Here is a 19375-nt window from a genome sequence, read left to right on the forward strand (position 1 = left end):
GGCCTCCACGCTGCGGGTGCAGGTATTTCCCTCCAAGCGAAAGACTTTTAGCGGTGACAGACAGTCAGAAATCCGACGAAACAGTAACAGCAGTCTCCGACGAAGCCGAGACCGGCGCTCAGGTGGTTGACGACGCACAGGCGGCTGGCAACGACGCAGCTCCCGAAGCTACGGCAGATGCGCAGTCAGCGGACCAGGAAACCTCCGCACCGGAGGCCCAGGCTGAGGCCCTTGCCGCTGAGGCTGAGGTACCTGCTGAAGCGCCGGCTGCAGAGGCTGAGGTGCCCGCCGCAGAGGCTGAGGTGCCCGTCGAGGCGCCCGCCGCTCCGGCCGAGGCCGAGGCTGAGGCTCCCGCCGCCGAGGCTGAGGTGCCCGCCGAAGCGCCCGCCGCTCCGGCTCCGCGTCCGGCAGCCCGCCCGGCGCCTTCACCGGCTGCCTTCGCGGCGCGGCCGAAGGCTGCGTCGTCCCCTGCCGTTCCTGTGCCCGCACCGGTTTCCTCAGCTGCGTCCTTGGCCGAAGCCGCACGCTGGGGCCGGGTTGAAGGCGACGGCCACGTCTTCCTGACCATCGACGGCGAGGAACACCCCGTCGGCCAGTACCCGGATGTAAGCGACGAGGAAGCCCTCGGCTACTTCGCCCGGAAGTACGACGACGTCGTGGCCCAGATTGTGCTGCTCGAACAGCGGGTAAGCTCCAAGGCCCCGACCACCGACATGCAGAAGACCGTGACGCACCTGCGCGAGCAGCTTGCCGAACGGAACATGGTAGGCGATCTCCGTTCGGCCGAGGCCCGTCTCGACACGCTGTCCACCCAGATCGCGGAACTCGAGAAGGCCGAAAAGGCTGAACACGACGCCGTGCGCGCTGCCGAACTGGCCGCCCGCGAAGCGATCGTTGCGGAAGCGGAAGAAATTTCCGGCCACGATCCTGCGCAGATCCAGTGGAAGACCTCCAGCGCGCGGATGAACGAGCTCTTCGAAAGCTGGAAGACAGCACAGAAGAACGGCGTCCGGCTGGGCCGCAGCAACGAGGACGCTCTCTGGAAGCGGTTCCGGGCAGCGCGGACGGTCTTCGACCGCCACCGCCGGGCGTACTTCTCCCAGCTGGACAGTAACAACTCCGCAGCCAAGGCCGCGAAGGAAAAGCTGATCGCTGAAGCCGAAGCACTGTCCTCCTCCACGGACTGGGGGTTCGCCGCCGGTGAATACCGCCGCCTGATGGACGAATGGAAAGCCTCACCCCGGGCAAGCCGCAAGGACGACGACGCACTGTGGGCGCGTTTCCGCGCCGCGCAGGACGTCTTCTTCACCTCGCGGCAGGCAGCCAACGACGAGATCGACCAGGAGTACGGCGCGAACCTGACCGTGAAGGAAGCCCTTCTGGTCGAGGCGAACGCCCTGCTGCCCATCAAGGACCTTGCCGCAGCCAAGAAGGCGCTCCAGTCCATCCGTGACCGCTGGGAGGAAGCCGGCAAGGTTCCCCGCGCGGACATGGGCCGGATCGAAGCCGGTCTCCGGAAGGTGGAGGACGCTGTCCGCCACGCCGAGGACGAAAACTGGAAGCGGTCCAACCCGGAGACCAAGGCGAGGACCAACAGCGCCCTGTCGCAGCTGGAGGCCGCGATCGCCGGGCTCAAGGAAGACCTCGCGAAGGCGGAGAAGGCCGGCGACCAGCGTAAGATCAAGGCCGCCCAGGAAGCCCTGGAGGCACGCGAGGCGTGGCTGGACCAGATCTCCCGCTCGGCCAGCGAACTGTCGTAAGCACGCAGGCTCCAAGTACAGGTCCCGTTCCGGTTATCCACATATCCGGAACGGGGCCTGTACCCGTTTAAGGCGGCAGGAAAAGATAGCTGAATGGCTACCTCGTCTCCGCTCACCCCACGCACCGCGCCAGCACACAACGGGCTCGCAGTCCCCGGGCCCACCGTTTCCGGACACACAGAGCTCTATTCGCCCGGCCGTGTATTCTCGTGGCCGGAATTGCAGGCAATGGCCGCGGACGGTCTGCTCAGCCAGTTGTACCAGCGGGGGTACATGCTGCCTGGAACTGCGGCGACTCCGCAGCTGCGGGCCCGCGCGGCCTCCTTTGCCGTCCCGCCGGGTATCAGGCAGCGGGTCGTTGCGGGCAGGATGACGGCGGCATGGATTTACGGCTGCGCCGGGGAACCAGACCGGCTTGCGCTCCTCGTGGATGCCACCCGCCGGGTGTCCAGCTTGAGGTCCACCCGCGGTTGCACCCTGCACGAAGTCAGGCTCGGCCCGTTCGACGTCGTCAGCATGGGCGGGCTGATGGTTTCCAGCCCGTTGCGGACAGCCCTGGACATCGCGCTGCACGTGGACGCAGAGCGGGCATTGCCGGCCTTGCGGAAGATGCTGGCGCGCCCCGAGCTGGATGTCAGGCTGCGGCTGCTTACCCTGGCCGTCGAAGCCACTCCCCGGGTTCCGCATAAGAAAGCGGCCCTGGAAATACTTTCGGCCCTGAAGCCCGAGCCCGGATAGCCGCGGCCAGTTACCCCGACGTGTTGTTAGCTGCGTCGCCTGTTTCCAGTGGTCCGGTAGACGTCAAACACGCCGTCGATCCGCCGCACCGCACTGAGCACGTGGCTGAGGTACTTGGGGTCCCCCATCTCGAATGCGAATTTCGAGATGGCCACCCGGTCCGTTGAAGTATGGACGCTGGCGGCAAGAATGTTGACATGATTTTCGGAGAGGATCCTGGTGACGTCCGACAGCAGCGACTTCCGGTCCAGGGCCTCCACCTGAATCTCCACGAGGAACACGCTGGACTGGGTGGGAGCCCAGTCCACCTCCACGATGCGGTCCGGCTGGTCCTTCAGATCGGAGACATTGGTGCAGTCCGTGCGGTGCACCGACACTCCTGATCCCCTGGTCACGAACCCCAGGATGGGATCGGGGGGTACCGGCGTGCAGCAGCGGGCCAGCTTGACCCAGACGTCCCCCACGCCGCGGACGATCACGCCGGAATCGGAGTACTTCGTCTTGCTGACTTGAGTGGGGATGCTGACCTCTGTCAGGTCATCCTCCGGGCCCTCGTTGCCGCCGAGGGTTTCTACAAGCCGCTCCATGACGGACTGGGCCGACGTGTGCCCGTCGCCAACCCCGGCGTAGAGGCCGGAGATGTCCACATACTTGAAGTGCTCGGCGACTTCGGCCAGGGCGTCATGGGTCATCAGGCGCTGCAGGGGAAGGTTCTGCTTCCGCATCGCCTTTGTCAGGAGTTCCTTGCCGCGGTCAATTGCCTCTTCGCGGCGTTCCTTGCTGAACCACTGCCGGATCTTGTTGCGGGCACGGGCGCTCTTGACGAAGTGCTGCCAGTCCTGGCTGGGGCCGGCACCCTCCGCCTTGGAGGTGAAGATTTCCACCCAGTCGCCGTGGTTGAGTTCGCTGTTAAGGGGAACCAGCTTGCCGTTGACCCTTGCTCCGATGGTCCGGTGGCCCACTTCGGTATGGACGGCATAGGCGAAGTCCACGGGCGTCGATCCGGCCGGCAGGGCCATGACTTCGCCCTTGGGCGTGAACACGAACACTTCGCGGGCATTGATTTCGAACCGCAGGGAGTCCAGGAACTCGCCGGGGTCGGACGTTTCCTGCTGCCAGTCAACGAGGGACCGCAGCCACCCCATGTCGCCGTCACGGGGGCTTCCGGGGCCGGCGGCCGTCCTGTTCGGCTGGTCCTTGTACTTCCAGTGCGCTGCCACACCGTACTCGGCGCGGCGGTGCATCTCGTGGGTGCGGATCTGGATCTCCACCGGTTTGCCGCCCGGCCCGATGACTGTGGTGTGCAGGGACTGGTACATGTTGAACTTCGGCATCGCGATGTAGTCCTTGAACCGGCCCGGAAGCGGGTTCCAGCGCGAATGCAGCGTGCCCAGGGCGGCGTAACAGTCCCGAACGGAGTCCACCAGGACCCGGACACCCATGAGGTCGTTGATGTCGTCGAAGTCCTTGTCGCGGACAATCATCTTCTGGTAGATCGAGTAGTAATGCTTAGGCCGGCCTGTGATGGTGGCCTTGATCTTGGCCGTCCGAAGATCGTCGGTGATCTGGTTCCGGATGACACTCAGGCTCTTTTCGCGCTCCGGGGTCCGGTCCCCCACCATGCGCACGATTTCTTCGTACACCTTCGGGTACAGCGCCGCGAAGGACAGGTCTTCAAGTTCCCACTTGATGGTGTTCATTCCGAGCCGGTGTGCCAGCGGTGCGAAGATTTCCAGTGTTTCGCGTGCTTTGCGGGCCGAGGACTCCGCCGACACGAACCGCCAGGTGCGCGCGTTGTGCAGCCGGTCCGCGAGCTTGATCATCAGCACGCGGATGTCCTTGGCCATCGCGACGACCATCTTGCGGACGGTTTCAGACTGTGCGGCTTCGCCGAAGCTCACCTTGTCCAGCTTGGTCACGCCGTCAACCAGCATGGCAACCTCGGGGCCGAAGTCCCTCTTAAGGTCCGCAAGCGTGTAGGGCGTGTCTTCAACCGTGTCATGCAGTAGGGCGGCCGCCAATGTGGTGCCGCTCAGTCCAAGTTCAGCCAGGATGGTGGCCACCGCGACGGGGTGGGTGATGTACGGATCGCCGCTCTTGCGTTTCTGTCCCCGGTGGCTCTGTTCGGCCACCACGAAGGCCCGCTGGATGAGGTCGAAATCCTCTTTGGGATTGTTGGCCCGAACGGTGCGGAGCAACGGTTCCAGGATGGGTGAGTACGTAGCCGTTCCGCGACCGGTCAGCCGGGCGAGTCTGGACCTGGTGCGTTCACGGCGTCCGGGGAAGGTGGGACGGAACCCTGAACTGTCAACCGGCACGCCGGCATCCGGGTGCCCGGACGCGACCAAACCGGTCTGCGGACCCTGGCCCGGACCTTCACCACCGTCGGCCGTTGGCGCCGACGTCGAACGTTCTTCCAATGAAGCACCCCTCACGACCCGTTAATTATCCCAGTCTATTCCCGCGGCAGGACACTTCCGTAACCGGGACGCAGATGCGAAGGGCCGGACCCCGTCATGAATGACGGAGCCCGGCCCTTCGCAGCCAAACAGTTTAGGCTGTTGCAGTCTCGGCCGCAGCGGCTGCTTTCGCGGCCGACTCGCTGCGGCGGCGTTCAACTCGCTCCGCCTGCTTGACCAGCGCGGGTTCGCCCTGCCGCAGCCAGGCATACAGCGGGGCCGCGATGAAGATGGTCGCCGCCGTGCCGATCAGGATGCCAACGAACAGGGCAAGCGACAGATCGCGAAGGGTGCCCGCGCCCAGGAGGCCCGCGCCGATGAACAAGATGGCCCCAACGGGAAGAATGGCAACCATCATCGTGTTGATGGACCGGACCAGCGTCTGGTTGACGGCAAGGTTGACCTCTTCCGCAAACGTGCGGCGGGTGGAGGCATCAAGGTCTGCAGTGTTCTCGCGGATCTTGTCGAAGACCACCACGGTGTCATACAGCGAGTAGCTGAGGACCGTGAGGAAACCGATAATGGCGGACGGCGTGACCTCGAAGTCACTGAGGGCATAGACGCCCGCAGTGACAAACATGGTCACGAGCATGCCCACCAGCGCCGAAAGCGACATCTTCCAGGTTCGGAAGTAGAGCGCCATCAGGACGGCCGCAATGACAACAAAAATCACCAGGCCCAGGAGAGCCTGCTTGGTGACGTCAGCACCCCAGGTGGGACCCACGAACGTGGAGGTCACCTCGTTGTCCGTGACACCGTAGGCGGTGGTCAGACCTTCCTTGATGCGGAGGGTTTCGTCATCGGTGAGCTTGTCCGTCTGGATCCGCATGGTGCTGCCGGCCACGTTGGCCACGCGTGGAATGCTGCCCTCCACGACGTCCTGGACGGCTTTCTCGCCGAGGGACGCTTCCGTGGTCTTCACGTTGGACACGGTGAATTCGGACCCGCCCCGGAATTCGATGCCGAGGTTGAATCCGCCCTTGGCCACCGGGAGGAGGATGGACAGCGCCACGGCGACGGCCGCGATGATGAACCAGATCTTCTTGGAGCCGACAAAGTTGTACGAGCGCTTGCCTGTGTAGAGCTCATTGCCGAACGTGGCAAAATTCGTGGTCATTTACTTGCCCTCCTTGGACGTGCTCTTGGAGGAACCGGCAAGCTGCTCCTGCTTTTCCGCCAGGCGGCGTTCTGCAATGGTCATCCGGCGCTCGGCTTCAGCTGCGGCGCCGGTGTTCTTGGCACGCACCACACCCGGCTTCTCTTCCGGCGTGCGGAGCCTGCCAGCACCGCGGTAAAGCGGCACGGCACCGAGGCGCTTGGGGTCAAGGCCGGAGAACCGGTGGCCCTCGCCGAAGAACTTAGTGCGGGCAAGGAGCTGCAGCGTCGGGTGGGTGAACATGAACACGACGATGAGGTCGGCGATGGCTGTCAGGCCAAGGGTGAACGCAAAGCCGCGCACGTTGCCCACGGCGACGAAGTAGAGGACCAATGCCGCCAGCAGGTTCACCGCCTTGGAGGCCAGGACGGTGCGCTTGGCACGCTTCCAGCCGTTCTCCACTGCGGAGACGAGCCCGCGGCCTTCACGCAGTTCATCACGGATTCGTTCGAAGTAGACGATGAACGAGTCAGCCGTCTGGCCGATGGCCACGATGAGGCCAGCGACGCCGGCGAGTGACAGGCGGTAGTTCTCGGTCCAGCCCAGGATGGCAATCGCCAGATAGGTCAGTGCTCCGGCCACCACGAGGGAGAAAATGGTGACGAATCCGAGCGCACGGTACTGGAAGAGGGAGTAGACCACCACGAGGAGCAGGCCGATCACGCCTGCGAGCAGGCCCATCTTAAGCTGCTCACCGCCCAGGGTTGCGGAAATCTGCTGCTCGCTCTGGATCTCGAAGCTGATGGGGAGTGCACCGAAGCGCAGCTGGTCCGACAATGCCTTTGCGGACTGCTCGGTGAATCCGCCGGTGATCTGGGGACGGCCGTCGGTGATCACCGCAAGGGAACGCGGCGCGGAGATGACCTGGTCATCGAGGACAATCGCGAACTGGGCCTTGGGATCGTTGCCTGATTCGCCGCCGGCGGCCACGAAGAACTGGTACAGCCGTTCAGTGACTTCCTTGAACTTGGCGGTTCCCTGCTCGTCGAACTGGATGTTCACGGCCCACTCGTTGGTGACAGCGCCCTGCGCACCCTGCTGCAGCTGGAAGGACGAGGACTTGATGTTCGAGCCCTTCACTTCCACCGGACCCAGGATGTACTTGATGGCCGGGGACGTGGCAGTCGCAGGCTCACAGGTCACCAGCGGCTTGGCGGGGTCCGAGCGCTCCTGCTTGTCCTGCGAAGGGTTGTCGCAGTCCAGGGTCTCGAACTTCTTGTACACCTCGGGCGTGACCCAGTTGACGTCGCTGCTGTTGGTCGGCTCGGCTGTCGGCTTGGGCAACTTGTCGTCCGGAGTCAGTGATTCCGTCGGCACGGCGGCGCCCGCTCCGGCCTGGAGCACCGGCCGGAAGTTCATGTCGGCCGAAGCCTGGATGAGGGCGCGGGTCTCCTTGGAAGGGGTACCCGGAAGGCTTACCACCACGTTGCGGCCGGACTGCGTGCTGATTTCCGCTTCCGCGACGCCCGAGCCGTCCACGCGCTGGCGAATGATCGCAACGGCCTGGTTGAGCTGATCCTCGTTGATGTCCGATCCGCCCTCGACCTTGGGCGCCAGGATCATCTGGGTTCCGCCCTCAAGGTCAAGTGCAAGCTTTGGTGCCCAGCTGGCCTGGCCGGAAATGGAGCCGCCGGCGAGCACGGCAGTCATGACGGCGAGGATAACGCCGAGCCAGACCAGCACCCTGAGTGCTGAGTTTTTGGGGCCAGTACGTGCCATTGTCGATCTTTCTATTGTTTACGGAGGAGCCGCCGGGGTGAGCTCGGCCCACACACCGGCGGCAGCCCGCTGCCGTCGTTAATTCTACTTAGCGGGACTTGGCGGAAACGCCAGACTAGCTGTCCTTTTTGCCTTCGTCGTTGAGACGCTTCAGCGATTCTTCCGGCGTCTCGTTAACAGCATCGGTGCGAACGGCCTCGGGAGGGTTGACGGCGTCGGCGCGGTCGGCGTCGTGCCCGGTCAGGGAGGAGGGGTCGTCCGGAACCACGGTGGGCTCCTCGGCAGCAACAACCGGCTCGACGATCTTGGTGACGGCCTGGCGGTGCACGGTGGCCAGGTTGCCCGAGGACAGTTCGATGACGACCTTGTTTTCGTCATCATTGATGGAGACGATGCGTCCGAAGAGACCGAAGCTCGTCATGACCTCCACGCCCGGAGCGAACTGCGACTGAAGCGTTGCCTGCTGCTGCTGGGTCTTCTTGTTGCGGCGGAACATCATGAAGATGAAGACTCCGAGCATCACGAAGAGCAGGATGGTCATGATGTCGATGCCGCCGCCGGCCTGCGGCTGGGCCTGGGCAGTAATATGTCCGAACACAGGAAGTTTCCGTTCTGTACTTGCGTAGCTGATTTACAGCAACGTCGGCTTCGTTTCGGCCCACCCGGCAGAATAACCATGCCCAGCCAACGGCGGCCGGAGCCGCCCACAGAAACAAAGACCCGAACGTGCCGAGCGTCATACCAGTCTAAAGGGAAAGTCAGCCGGACGCTGCTATTGGCCGTTCGGCAGCCACCCTGCCACCGGCTCGACGCTGAGGTCGTCCGTTTCGAACAGTGCCAGCGCTTCCTGGCCGAACACCCCGTCCGGAACCGCGTAGCCCAGATGGGTCCAGGCTGGTGCCATCGCGATCCTGCCCCGCGGCGTCCGCCCCAGGAGCCCCTCGCGGACAAGGTAGGGCTCGGCGACGGTCTCCACCGTTTCCGGCTCCTCGCCCACGGCGATGGCCAGTGTGGAAAGTCCCACCGGCCCGCCGCCGAACTTGGTGATCAGGGCTTCCAGGACGGAGCGGTCCAGCCGGTCAAGGCCCCTCTTGTCCACTTCGTACATGTCCAGCGCAGCCGAGGCCGTCCGCGCATCGATTTGTTCAATGCCGTGGACGAGTGCCCAGTCGCGGACGCGGCGGAGCAGTCGGTTCGCAATTCGCGGTGTGCCCCGGGACCTGCCCGCGATTTCGCTGAAGCCCGCCGAGTTGACCTTGAGGTCCAGCAGGCCGGCCGAACGCCTCAGGACGAGCTCCAGTTCCTCAACGGAATAGAACTCCAAGTGGCCGGTGAAGCCGAACCTGTCCCGCAACGGTCCTGGCAGGAGGCCGGCACGGGTGGTGGCGCCTACGAGCGTAAACGGAGGCAGCTCGAGGGGAATTGCCGTCGCGCCCGCACCCTTTCCCACCACAATGTCCACGCGGAAGTCCTCCATGGCCATGTACAGCATTTCTTCTGCGGGCCGGGACATGCGGTGGATCTCATCCAGGAAAAGGACCTCCCCTTCGGACAGCGAGGAAAGGATGGCGGCAAGATCGCCGGCGTGCTGGATGGCCGGACCACTGCTGATCCGCAGCGGAGCGTTCATTTCGGCGGCGATGATCATGGACAACGTGGTCTTGCCGAGGCCGGGCGGGCCGGACAGCAGGACGTGGTCGGCGCTGCGCCCGCGCATTCGCGATGCTTCCAGCACCAGGGACAGTTGCTTGCGGACACGGTGCTGGCCCACGAAGTCGTGCAGGTTCTTGGGCCGGAGGGCCGCCTCTATGACCCGCTCCTCCGGTTCCTCTCCCCCGCCAACCAGTGTGGGCTCAGCCACGGCTGCCTACCCGGTTGCCTGCGCGCGCGCCGTCCTGGCCAAGCCAGCGCAGCGTGGCCCGCAGGATTTCGGCCACCTGGCCGCCGGCTTCGAGTTCCGGAGAATCCGACAGTGCCTTGTCGATGCTGGCAGTGGCATCCTTTTCGGACCAGCCGAGGCTCGTCATTGCTGCCACCACCTGAGGCTTCCATGGCGCGGACGCGGCTGCTGCGGGCGCTGCCGTTGAACCGGTACCGTGCGGCACGAGTTTTCCAGCGAGTTCCAGGACTATCCTGCCGGCGACCTTGGGTCCGATGCCGGGGACCTTGGTGAAGGCCTTGCCGTCGCCGGTGTGCGCCGCGACGCGGATTGCCTCGGGGTCGTGAACAGCCAGTACGGCCAGTGCAAGGCGCGGTCCGACGCCGCTCACGCTGAGCAAAACATCGAACACCTCGCGTTCGTCGTCGCTGGAAAAGCCGAACAGCGTCAGTGAATCCTCACGGACGATAAGCGAGGTGTACAGCTTGCCCTCTTCACCGATGCGCAGCCCGCTGAGGGTCTGGGGTGTGGCATTTACGCTCATGCCGGCGCCGTTGAGGTCGATCACGGCGGAGGACAACCCGACGTGCGCTACGGTTCCGCGGAGAAAACTGATCAAGGCCGGGCTCCTGGGTCTACAGCAAAATGCAGCCGGCTTGAAACCGACTATCCGAACATATCTACGAATACCCTAGCAAGGAGCCCGGACTTTCACCGTGCACGGCGCGCCTTGGCCTCCGCCTCTGCCCAGGCCCGCTGGGCAGGGGTCAGCGACTGGCTGCCGGGGCCGGTCGTTGCGATGGCAGCCCCGCTGCCGGCCCGCCATGCATGCGTGATGGCCAGCGCCAGTGCGTCGGCGGCGTCGGCCGGACGGGGCGGTGCGTCCAGGCGCAGGATTTTCGTGACCAGTTTGGTGACGGCGTCCTTGTTGGATGTTCCGCTCCCCGTCACTGCGGCTTTGACTTCCGACGGCGTGTGCAGGGCCACCGGGATACCGCGGCGTGCGGCGGCGGCAATCACCACGCCGGATGCCTGGGCGACGCCCATGACGGTGCTGACGTTCAGCTGGGAGAACACCCGTTCCACCGCGAGGACGTGCGGTTCATAGCGGTCCAGCCAATCGTCGATGGACGTGGCGATAAGGAGCAGCCGCTGGTCCAGGCTCTCCTCCGGCGAGGTTCCCACGACGCCGAACGCCACCAAGGTGGCGCGACGGTTCTTCTCCACGTCCACGACACCGATGCCGCAACGGGTGAGGCCCGGGTCGACTCCCAAAACGCGGAGGGTCAAGGCCGGGCCTCAGTTTTAGAGCAGGGCTGCCGGATCACTCGGCTTCCAGAGCGGCCTGCACTTCGTCGCTCAGGTCTGCGTTGCTGTAGACGTTCTGGACGTCGTCGAGCTCCTCCAGCGCGTCCACGAGCTTCATGAACTTCTTGGCGGCGTCGAGGTCCAGCGGCACCTCCATGGAGGGAACGAACTCTGCCTCATCGGTGTCGTAGTCGATCCCGGCGTCCTTGAGCGCGTCGCGGACTGCCTGGAGGTCCTTCGGGTCCGAGTGGATTTCGAAGGTGTCGCCGTTGTCCTTGACTTCTTCTGCACCGGCGTCGAGAACGGCCATCAGGACGTCGTCTTCGCTGAGCCCGTTCTTGGGCAGCGTAACGACGCCCTTGCGGGAGAAGAGGTAGCTGACGGAGCCAGGATCGGCGATGGTGCCGCCGTTGCGCGAAATGGCCAGCCGGACCTCGGAGGCAGCACGGTTCTTGTTGTCCGTGAGGCATTCGATCAGCAGCGCCGAACCCTGCGGGCCGCGGCATTCGTACATGATCTCCGTGTAGTCCACGACCTCGCCCGTGAGGCCGGCGCCGCGCTTGATGGCGCGGTCAATATTGTCGGCGGGGACCGAGGTCTTCTTGGCCTTCGTGACCGCGAGCTCCAGCCCGGGGTTGCCGGACAGGTCCGGGCCGCCCATCCGCGCCGCTACTTCGATATTCTTGATCAGCTTGGCGAACGACTTTGCCCGGCGGCTATCAAGGATGGCCTTCTTGTGCTTGGTCGTCGCCCATTTGGAGTGGCCTGACATGCTTTACGCTTCTCCTCTGATCATTCGAATAAACAGTTCGTGCACGCGCTTCTCCCCCGTCACTTCCGGGTGGAAGGAGGTGGCCAGCAGGTGGCCGGAACGCACTGCAACAATTCTAGCCGTCCCCTGCAGGGCAGCCGCATGCGAAGCATGCGCCGGATCCGCGGGTTCCACCTGTGCCAGGACCTCCACGCCGGGGCCCACCCGCTCCACCCACGGACCGCGGATGAACACCGCGTGCACCGGAGCCACACCGGCGCCCGTGTCACTGAACTCAAGCCCCTTGAATTCGAGGTCGGTCTCAAACGATTCCCGCTGGCGGCCGAACGCGTTGCGGCGGACCGTGATGTCCAGGCCGCCGAACGTCTGCTGCGGATTGCCCGCCAGGTCGGTGGCGGGGTCCGCGATTTCGTCGGCGAGCAGGATCATGCCGGCGCAGGAGCCGTAGACGGGCAGGCCGTCGGCGATGAGCTTGCGCAAGGGGTCGGCGAGTTCAAAGGCCCGGGCGAGCTTGTCGATCGTGGTGGATTCGCCGCCGGGAATGATCAGGCCGTCGATGCCGTCAAGTTCGGACGGGCGCCGGATTCCGACGCCCGTGGCGCCGGTTGCTTCTGCCGCACGCAGGTGCTCCCGGAAGTCGCCCTGGAGCGCCAGGACACCGATTCGCAGGCCTGCGCCCGCGCGGGAATAGTCCGTGGAAGGGGGGTTGGTCATCCAATCAGCATAGTGCTCCCCATGGCCGGAGGCGTGCCGAACCCGGCCGGCTGGCCGGGTTCCATGCCGTGACTGGGATATATTCAGAGCATGCTTTACTTCAGCGTTCCGCTCGGCAAGCTCGTCCGCCGGGTTTCCCGGCTCAGGGGCGGAGGCTCTGCCCTCCCCGGCCTCGTAGTGGAGAAAATCGACCCCGGTTTCATGCAGCGGACGCTGTCCACGCTGCCCCTGGGTGTAGCCGTGGTCAGCGGGACGAACGGCAAGACCACCACCACCAAAATGGTGGTCGAGCTGCTGGAGAGCCAGGGGCTGAAGGTCTTCACGAACCGCACCGGAAGCAACTTCACGCGCGGAGTCGCCGCAGCCCTGCTGGGCGACGTGGACTGGCGGGGCCGGCTCGACGCGGACATCGCGGTGCTGGAACTGGATGAGGCGCACGCAGTGCACTTCGTCAACAGGGTTCCGCCGCGCTACAGCCTGTTGCTCAACGTGCTCCGTGACCAGCTGGACCGCTTCGGCGAGATCGACAAAACCGCCCAGCTCCTGCAGCACATCGCCTCCAAAACCACGGGAACGGTCGTCCTGAACCGGGAGGATCCGCGCGTCGCCCGCATTGCGGACACCCTGGACGGACCCGAGGTCCGCTATTTCGGCCTCGACGATTCCCTGCTCAGCACGTTCCCGAACGACGACGACCTCCGCGCCGGGCCCGGCAGCCCGGTGCCGGCGCTCCCCGCAAAGCCGCACGCCGACGTCGTGCTGCGCCGGGTGGGCACCGATGACGCCGATTTTGAGTACGACGGCGCCACGGTCACCACCGGGATGAAGCTGCGCGGCGTCTACAACATCTTCAACGCTGCAGCCGCGCTTGTCCTGGCACGCTGCATCGCCGGGAACGGCGCCGCGCCGACGGATCATGACGGCTTACTCAAGGCCCTGTCCGAGGTTGCGCCCGCCTTCGGCCGCGGCGAGAGCCTGGTGGTTGACGGGCTGCCGCTGGACCTGGTGCTGGTCAAGAACCCCAGCGGCTTCCGGCTGGGCCTGAAGTCCTTCCCGGCCGGCGGCTACGCCACGATGGTGGCCATCAATGACAACTACGCCGACGGCCGCGACATGTCCTGGCTTTGGGACGTGGAGTTTGATTCCCTGCGTGAAGGCGGCGTGGACCAGTTGTCCGGTTCCCGGGCCTACGACATGGCCCTCCGGCTGCAGTACGACGAGGTGGCAATCGGCGCGGTAAACCCGGAGATCGCGCCGGCACTTGCCGCATTCATCCACGGCGCCAAAGACAAGCCCAAGCGTATCTTCTGCACCTACACGGCAATGCTGGCCATCCGCCGCGAGCTGTCCAAAATCACCACAGTGGAGGTGGTCTCGTGAGCCCGGCGTCCGAAGAAAGCAAGGGAACCATCCGGGTCCTGCAGCTCTATCCCCGCGACATGAACATCTACGGTGACTGGGGCAACGCCCTGGTGCTCCAACAGCGCCTCCGCTGGCACGGCTACACCCCGGAACTCCTCGAATACAACGTCGGCGACGACTTTCCATCCGACGTGGACCTGATCGTGGGCGGCGGCGGGCAGGACAGCGGACAGCTGGTGATCCAGGACGACCTGCTCTCCCGTGAATCGACGCTCAAGGAGCTGGCCGAAGGCGGAACGCCCATGCTGCTGATCTGCGGGCTCTACCAGCTTTTCGGACGGTTCTTCAAGACCCGCACGGGATCGGTCATTCCGGGCATCGGCGTGCTGGACGTCGAGACGCACGGCACCGACGAACGCCTGATCGGCAATGTCACGGTGTCCTCTCCCGAGTTCGGGGACATCCTGGGCTACGAAAACCACAGCGGCCAGACAACGCTGGGCCCGGGTGTCCAGCCACTGGGCACCACCCCCAAGGGCACCGGCAACAACAGCAGCGACGGGAAGGAAGGGGCGCGCTACCGGAATATCGTGGCGAGCTACCTGCACGGATCACTCCTGCCGAAGAACCCGGCCATTGCCGACTTCCTGATCCGCACCGCCGTCGAGCGCAAGTACGGAAGCTTCACCGCCGGCGCGCCGGACGACCGTTACGCCGTGCTGGCGCGGGAACACGCCGCCCGGCGCCCCCGCTAGAACCCTACGGTTCTTCCACTCACCTGCAACGACTTACCGGTGACGCTTTGTGACCGGCCGGACAACGGACCGTGGGAAACTGGTCCCATGGACACTGCAGCCGCCAGCCTCCCGGAACACCTCCGCCACCCGTCCGGCCCGCGCGATCCTGGCGATGCCTGGGTCGAAGGCGCAGTGGGCAAATTCTGGGGCCGCTTCGGATCAGCCGGCCTACTGGTCCAGGATCCTGCCAAAGGCATCCTGTTGCAGCACCGGGCCGCGTGGAGTCATCATGGCGGAACCTGGGGCCTGCCCGGCGGTGCCCTCCACCACGGCGAAGACGCCATCACGGGCGCCCTGCGCGAAGCCCACGAAGAAGCCGCCGTGCCCCCGGAGAACGTCCGCGTGCTGTTCACGTCTGTGTTCGACGTCGGGTACTGGTCCTACACCACGGTGGCCGTCCGCGTCGTTGAATCCTTCGACCCGGCCATCAACGATGCAGAGAGCATCGAGCTGAAGTGGGTTCCGGCAGGTTCCGTTCAAGACAGGGACCTGCACCCGGCGTTCGCAACGGCCTGGCCGGACCTCTGGCGGCGGCTGCAGCGGGACCACCGCTGATTCCTCAGGCGGATTCCCCTGACGGATTTCTCTGAAGGCGTAGCAGCAGCCGGAGTACCGCCGGGTGCCGAACCGTTGACATAGGTAAGCATCTTCTCAGGAGGCGCACCATGGAGGCAGTCAGCAGCGGATTCAACGGAGCGAACGCTACCGAAGACCCCCTGGATTCCTATTCCGCCACGGTTATCCGCGTGGCCGAAACCGTCACCCCGCACGTGGCCGCCGTCGAAATGACCGGCAATGGGCGCAACGGCCGGTACCGCGCGGGCGCAGGCTCGGCAGTCCTGTTCACGTCCGACGGCTACCTGGTGACCAACGCCCACGTGGTGGGCTCGGCGGGAAAGGGCCACGCGGTCTTTGCCGACGGCACCCGAACGGCCGTGGAAGTGGTGGGCGCCGATCCCCTGTCCGACCTCGCTATCGTCCACGGCAAGGCACCGATTGCCCAGCCGGCCGAATTCGGCGACGCCGAACTCCTGAAGGTCGGTCAACTGGTGATCGCTGTGGGCAACCCGCTCGGGCTTTCGGGCTCCGTGACGGCGGGAGTCGTCAGCGGCCTGGGACGTTCCATACCGGTGTGGTCCGGACGCAACCGCCGCGTGATCGAGGACGTCATCCAGACCGATGCCGCGCTAAATCCCGGCAGCTCCGGAGGGGCCCTGGCAGACGCCCGCGGCCGGATCGTGGGCATCAACACGGCCGTCGCCGGTGCCGGACTGGGGCTTGCGGTACCGATCAATGCCACCTCGCGCCGAATCATCGCCTCGCTCCTCTCGGACGGACGGGTCCGGCGCGCCTACCTCGGACTGGTGAACACCCCGGTGCAACTTCCGGTGAGCTCGGTGGTCCGGACCGGTCACCGTGATGGACTCCTGGTGGTGGAAGTCCTTCCGGGATCGCCTGCCGACCGTGCAGGCCTCCGCGCCGGGGACGTGCTGCTAAGTGTCGGCCGGAAGTCAGTTTCGAACGCGGAGAGCCTCCAGAAGTTGCTCTTCTCGGAAGCCATCGGGGCGCCGTTGGACATTTCGGCACTCCGGGACGGAACGGAACTGCACGTAGTGGCCGTCCCGGAAGAAATGACCGACAAGGGCTAGGCCGAAACAATGGTGGCGGCGACGGTCAAATTCCCGTCCCGCTGGGTGCAGTGTCGCATCGCGCGAAACACGGATGCCGCAGGGGGCGTTAGAGGCGCGTCCCAGCAAGGAGGCAGTGCTATTTGCGCAAAAAATAACCCATTGCGCCTATTCTGATTTCGGCCATCGCGCTATCGTTGTTGGTGAACAAGCCCTCCAATCACACAGACGTGGCAGACGGGTTTTGTTCAAGAACTACAGACCGGCCGCCGGACTAGAGTTGCCGGAGCCGGGATTGTGGATATTGGGGTAGGCACGGGGGGTGCCCTCATATCGTTCTCCGTGCGCTTATCACACGCACCGTGGGGCACGGAGGTTCCCAAATGCGGCTGGGGCTCTGCGCCGCCGCTTGAATCAGTCACTGCAAAAATGGGGCAATGCGCCGATTCACGGAACGTATCGCCGCTTAAATTTGGGGCCATCAACCGCAGACAACGTTCGACTGGAATCCTATCCGTCGCCGCCATCAGCGTGGCGCGCTGGAGCCCACACACTGATCGACTATGGGCGATTCCGCATGCCCGCCATCTGCGGCCTACACCTGGGAATGAACCACAAGATAGGAAGATCTCATGAAGAGGTCAATGGGATTGCTCGCATCCACCCTGCTGGCCGCAGGACTCGGTGTTGGGGGTACGGCAATGGCTGCCGGACCTGCCGCAGCGGATACGGGACTGAAGTCCGTCACGATTTCGGCTGAGAACTACCAGGGTTACACGGACCACTACAACAGGGACTATGACCACAAGTACAAGGACAATGATTTCAAGAAGAAGTGGCGCGAGAATTGTGAGAAGCGCGACCACGACAACTATCGTGGCCACAACCGCCACGCTGGCTTCTGGTTCCACGGAAAGTGGATACGGTGTGACAGCGACAATGGGCGACGCGGCTGGCACTAAGCCATCAGCCGCCGCCTGACCAACCGGTCCGCAAGAACCGGTGCGAGGCGGCAGGGAGGGGCATCGCTCGCCGCGATGTCCCTCCCTTTATGCCCCTTTTCGCCCGCCTCGGGCAGTACGCCCTTCCCGTGCCGGCAATCCGATGCCAGAGTCAATCCATGAGCACATGGGATCCAGGTGAGGACGGCGTCGTCAGTTTTCCCTCTGGCCGGCGAATCCGAGGCCGGCCACTTCGCCGGCCAGTTCCACCGGGTCCCGACCCCGACTTCGCGGTCTACCTCCTTGGCAGGCGCCCGGCCCCGACCCCGTGGGAACAACGGTGGGTGCGCTGGCCGGACTTCTGGTTACCCCTCAACGAAGACGACGCCATGGATGCCCTGGGGGAAGCATGGGTGCGGGCAGAATCGGAGCGCGTCGAAATTGCCTGCCAGGGCGGCCACGGCAGGACCGGCACGGCCCTTGCCTGCATCGCCATCATCGACGGCGTCGCACCGGGACAGGCTGTGTCCTACGTCCGGCAGCACTACGGGCCGGCGGTGGAGACCCCCTGGCAGCACTGGTACGTCAGGCATGCTGCCCGCCGGATCACGTGAGACGGATCACGTGAGACGCTGCCCGCCTTCGGACAGCCGCTTGAGGTTGGCGGACTGCCGGGCCTGCAGCCCGCAACGGTTTTGACAGCCATAGGGGCTACTATCGTCCCGGCCGGTGGGCGGCACAATGTTGGCCCGTGCCACGGCTAACCAATCCTGCTGCGGCTGCCTTCACGGTTTGTTGGAAAGGATCAGTTCCCGGGCACCCGCAGCGGCTGCGCCCATGGATTCCACGACGGTCCTCGTGCGCAGGCGCGTCGCTGCATCGGCCTCCGCCCCTGCACACGGCCCCTGCGGCGCGTCGGCCGCCACGGAACACCACCGATACGGATCGCGGACTATGACAGATGGCACCCAGGCAAGATCCGAGGCCGACCATTTCCCGGCCGGGTCCTGGCTGAACTGGGCCCGTACCAGCAGGCCCTCATTGTTTACCTGGTACCACGGGGACAGTTCCGTGACGCCATTGCCCAGCCCGTAAACAATCCACGTCCCTTTGTAGTTCTCAACGGGCAAGACCGAGTGCGTGTGGTGGCCGTAAATCATGCTGAACTCGCCGCTGTCCACCAGGGCATGGGCCGTGTCCTGCTGCTGGGCATTGGGGACGCCGGCATACTCGTCACCGGCGTGCATGGCTCCGAGCACGATGTCCGCACCCAGCGCCCTCGCCTTCTTTGCCTTGGCGACCATGTCCCCGACGTCCAGCATGTCCACCTGCCAGGCGTACTCGGGATATTGCCCGTTTAGGCCATACGTGGCTTCGATCACCGCAATATTGGCAGCTTCCGTCTGCAGGAGCAGGATCCCCTGCGATTCCGCCTCGGTCCGGTAGGACCCGGTGTGCTTCAGACCCGCTGCGTCCAGGGCGTCCAGTGTACGAACGAGGCCGCCGGTTCCCTGGTCGATGGTGTGGTTACTGGCGGTGGTGCAGGCCTCGTAGCCAACGTCCTTGGCTGCCGCCGCGATCTGCGGCGGCACGTTGAAGGACGGATAGGCCGAGAAGGGACCGTCTGGGTCCGCGACCGGAGTTTCTTGATGGCAGATGGCGAGGTCGCTTTCCCCGATGTACGCCCGCTGGCCCTCGAGCAGCGGGCTGAAGTCCAGGCCCGGCTTTCCGAGGGCAGCGGCGTCGGCGCGTGCCTGGTCCCACAGCTGGGCGTGCACCAGCATGTCCCCGGTCACCAGGACCGACGTGCACCGGACCGCAGCGCAGGCCGGGCCTTTGCCCGGCGTGGGTTCCGGTGTGGGTTCCGCAGAGGGGGCCGGCACCTCCGGGACAGTTAACGACGGCGGTGCCACGGCCGTCGTCGTGCGTGCTGCGCCGGCTGGGCGCTGGCCGGTGCCCTGTTCGGCGATGACGCCGCACGACGTAAGGCTGAACAGCAGGACGGCCGCGGCGAACGCCGTGGCTCCCCGTCCCCGGTGGATTTTCGGTACCATCCTCGCGAGTTCCCCCATAGGCGCCATCCTACGGCGGCCAGCCCGGCAACCCGTCAAATCACCATTGAGAACCGTCCGGTTACATGAA

18 protein-coding genes are annotated in these 19375 nt (G+C 65.0%); 8 read left to right on the forward strand and 10 right to left on the reverse strand.

The window, feature by feature from the left end; translation table 11 throughout:
• Positions 1–53 precede the first annotated feature (53 nt).
• Both ACSQ1X_RS11610 and ACSQ1X_RS11615 read left to right on the forward strand, forming a co-directional pair.
• Positions 54–1760 (forward strand): DUF349 domain-containing protein, encoded by a 1707-nt coding sequence (locus tag ACSQ1X_RS11610; RefSeq protein WP_436057781.1) that lies wholly within the window; start codon positions 54–56, stop codon positions 1758–1760.
• Between the two features lie 93 nt (positions 1761–1853).
• Positions 1854–2498 (forward strand): hypothetical protein, encoded by a 645-nt coding sequence (locus tag ACSQ1X_RS11615; RefSeq protein WP_436057782.1) that lies wholly within the window; start codon positions 1854–1856, stop codon positions 2496–2498.
• Positions 2499–2524: 26 nt separating this feature from the next.
• Here the strand turns inward: ACSQ1X_RS11615 and ACSQ1X_RS11620 are convergent, their stop codons facing one another.
• The 9 genes from ACSQ1X_RS11620 to pdxT all read right to left on the reverse strand — a co-directional run bounded on the left by ACSQ1X_RS11620 (position 2525) and on the right by pdxT (position 12505).
• Positions 2525–4918 carry a RelA/SpoT family protein gene (locus ACSQ1X_RS11620; protein WP_055803313.1) on the reverse strand — a complete coding sequence of 798 codons (2394 nt, stop codon included), beginning with the start codon at positions 4916–4918 and terminating at the stop codon, positions 2525–2527.
• A 133-nt stretch (positions 4919–5051) separates the two neighbouring features.
• A complete protein-coding gene (gene secF / locus ACSQ1X_RS11625; protein WP_055803316.1) occupies positions 5052–6074 on the reverse strand; it encodes a protein translocase subunit SecF in 1023 nt (340 codons plus the stop codon).
• On the reverse strand, positions 6075–7832 hold the full coding sequence (gene secD, locus ACSQ1X_RS11630; protein WP_055803318.1) for a protein translocase subunit SecD: 1758 nt from the start codon (positions 7830–7832) through the stop codon (positions 6075–6077).
• Between the two features lie 115 nt (positions 7833–7947).
• Positions 7948–8373, reverse strand: coding sequence for a preprotein translocase subunit YajC (yajC, locus tag ACSQ1X_RS11635; RefSeq protein WP_436059332.1), 426 nt, complete (start codon positions 8371–8373; stop codon positions 7948–7950).
• 231 nt (positions 8374–8604) lie between these two features.
• The gene (ruvB, locus tag ACSQ1X_RS11640; RefSeq protein WP_436057783.1) at positions 8605–9693 is read right to left on the reverse strand and encodes a Holliday junction branch migration DNA helicase RuvB; all 1089 of its coding nucleotides are present in this window, start codon (positions 9691–9693) and stop codon (positions 8605–8607) included.
• The gene (gene ruvA / locus ACSQ1X_RS11645) at positions 9686–10330 is read right to left on the reverse strand and encodes a Holliday junction branch migration protein RuvA (RefSeq protein ID WP_436057784.1); all 645 of its coding nucleotides are present in this window, start codon (positions 10328–10330) and stop codon (positions 9686–9688) included. Before ruvA ends, ruvB begins: the two co-directional genes overlap by 8 nt.
• A gap of 92 nt (positions 10331–10422) precedes the next feature.
• Positions 10423–11001: a crossover junction endodeoxyribonuclease RuvC gene (ruvC, locus tag ACSQ1X_RS11650; protein ID WP_055803326.1), complete on the reverse strand. Its 579-nt coding sequence runs from the start codon at positions 10999–11001 to the stop codon at positions 10423–10425.
• A 34-nt stretch (positions 11002–11035) separates the two neighbouring features.
• Complete coding sequence (locus tag ACSQ1X_RS11655; protein WP_055803328.1) at positions 11036–11791, reverse strand: YebC/PmpR family DNA-binding transcriptional regulator; 756 nt, start codon at positions 11789–11791, stop codon at positions 11036–11038.
• Positions 11792–11794: 3 nt separating this feature from the next.
• The gene (gene pdxT / locus ACSQ1X_RS11660) at positions 11795–12505 is read right to left on the reverse strand and encodes a pyridoxal 5'-phosphate synthase glutaminase subunit PdxT (protein WP_436057785.1); all 711 of its coding nucleotides are present in this window, start codon (positions 12503–12505) and stop codon (positions 11795–11797) included.
• Positions 12506–12595: 90 nt separating this feature from the next.
• Between pdxT and ACSQ1X_RS11665 the strand changes: the two genes are divergently transcribed.
• The 6 genes from ACSQ1X_RS11665 to ACSQ1X_RS11690 all read left to right on the forward strand — a co-directional run bounded on the left by ACSQ1X_RS11665 (position 12596) and on the right by ACSQ1X_RS11690 (position 17847).
• Complete coding sequence (locus ACSQ1X_RS11665) at positions 12596–13885, forward strand: MurT ligase domain-containing protein (RefSeq protein ID WP_436057786.1); 1290 nt, start codon at positions 12596–12598, stop codon at positions 13883–13885.
• On the forward strand, positions 13882–14622 hold the full coding sequence (locus ACSQ1X_RS11670) for a type 1 glutamine amidotransferase (RefSeq protein WP_436057787.1): 741 nt from the start codon (positions 13882–13884) through the stop codon (positions 14620–14622). The genes ACSQ1X_RS11665 and ACSQ1X_RS11670 overlap by 4 nt, the downstream gene beginning before the upstream one ends.
• Positions 14623–14709: 87 nt before the next feature.
• On the forward strand, positions 14710–15219 hold the full coding sequence (locus ACSQ1X_RS11675) for an NUDIX domain-containing protein (RefSeq protein ID WP_055803340.1): 510 nt from the start codon (positions 14710–14712) through the stop codon (positions 15217–15219).
• A 110-nt stretch (positions 15220–15329) separates the two neighbouring features.
• On the forward strand, positions 15330–16313 hold the full coding sequence (locus ACSQ1X_RS11680; RefSeq protein WP_436057788.1) for a S1C family serine protease: 984 nt from the start codon (positions 15330–15332) through the stop codon (positions 16311–16313).
• Positions 16314–16924: 611 nt separating this feature from the next.
• Positions 16925–17254, forward strand: coding sequence for a hypothetical protein (locus ACSQ1X_RS11685; RefSeq protein ID WP_436057789.1), 330 nt, complete (start codon positions 16925–16927; stop codon positions 17252–17254).
• 158 nt (positions 17255–17412) lie between these two features.
• Positions 17413–17847: a protein-tyrosine phosphatase family protein gene (locus ACSQ1X_RS11690; protein WP_436057790.1), complete on the forward strand. Its 435-nt coding sequence runs from the start codon at positions 17413–17415 to the stop codon at positions 17845–17847.
• A gap of 171 nt (positions 17848–18018) precedes the next feature.
• Here the strand turns inward: ACSQ1X_RS11690 and ACSQ1X_RS11695 are convergent, their stop codons facing one another.
• Positions 18019–19314 (reverse strand): CapA family protein, encoded by a 1296-nt coding sequence (locus tag ACSQ1X_RS11695; RefSeq protein ID WP_436057791.1) that lies wholly within the window; start codon positions 19312–19314, stop codon positions 18019–18021.
• Positions 19315–19375 lie beyond the last annotated feature (61 nt).

Source organism: Arthrobacter sp. LjRoot78 (assembly GCF_964254335.1).
GTDB lineage: Bacteria > Actinomycetota > Actinomycetes > Actinomycetales > Micrococcaceae > Arthrobacter.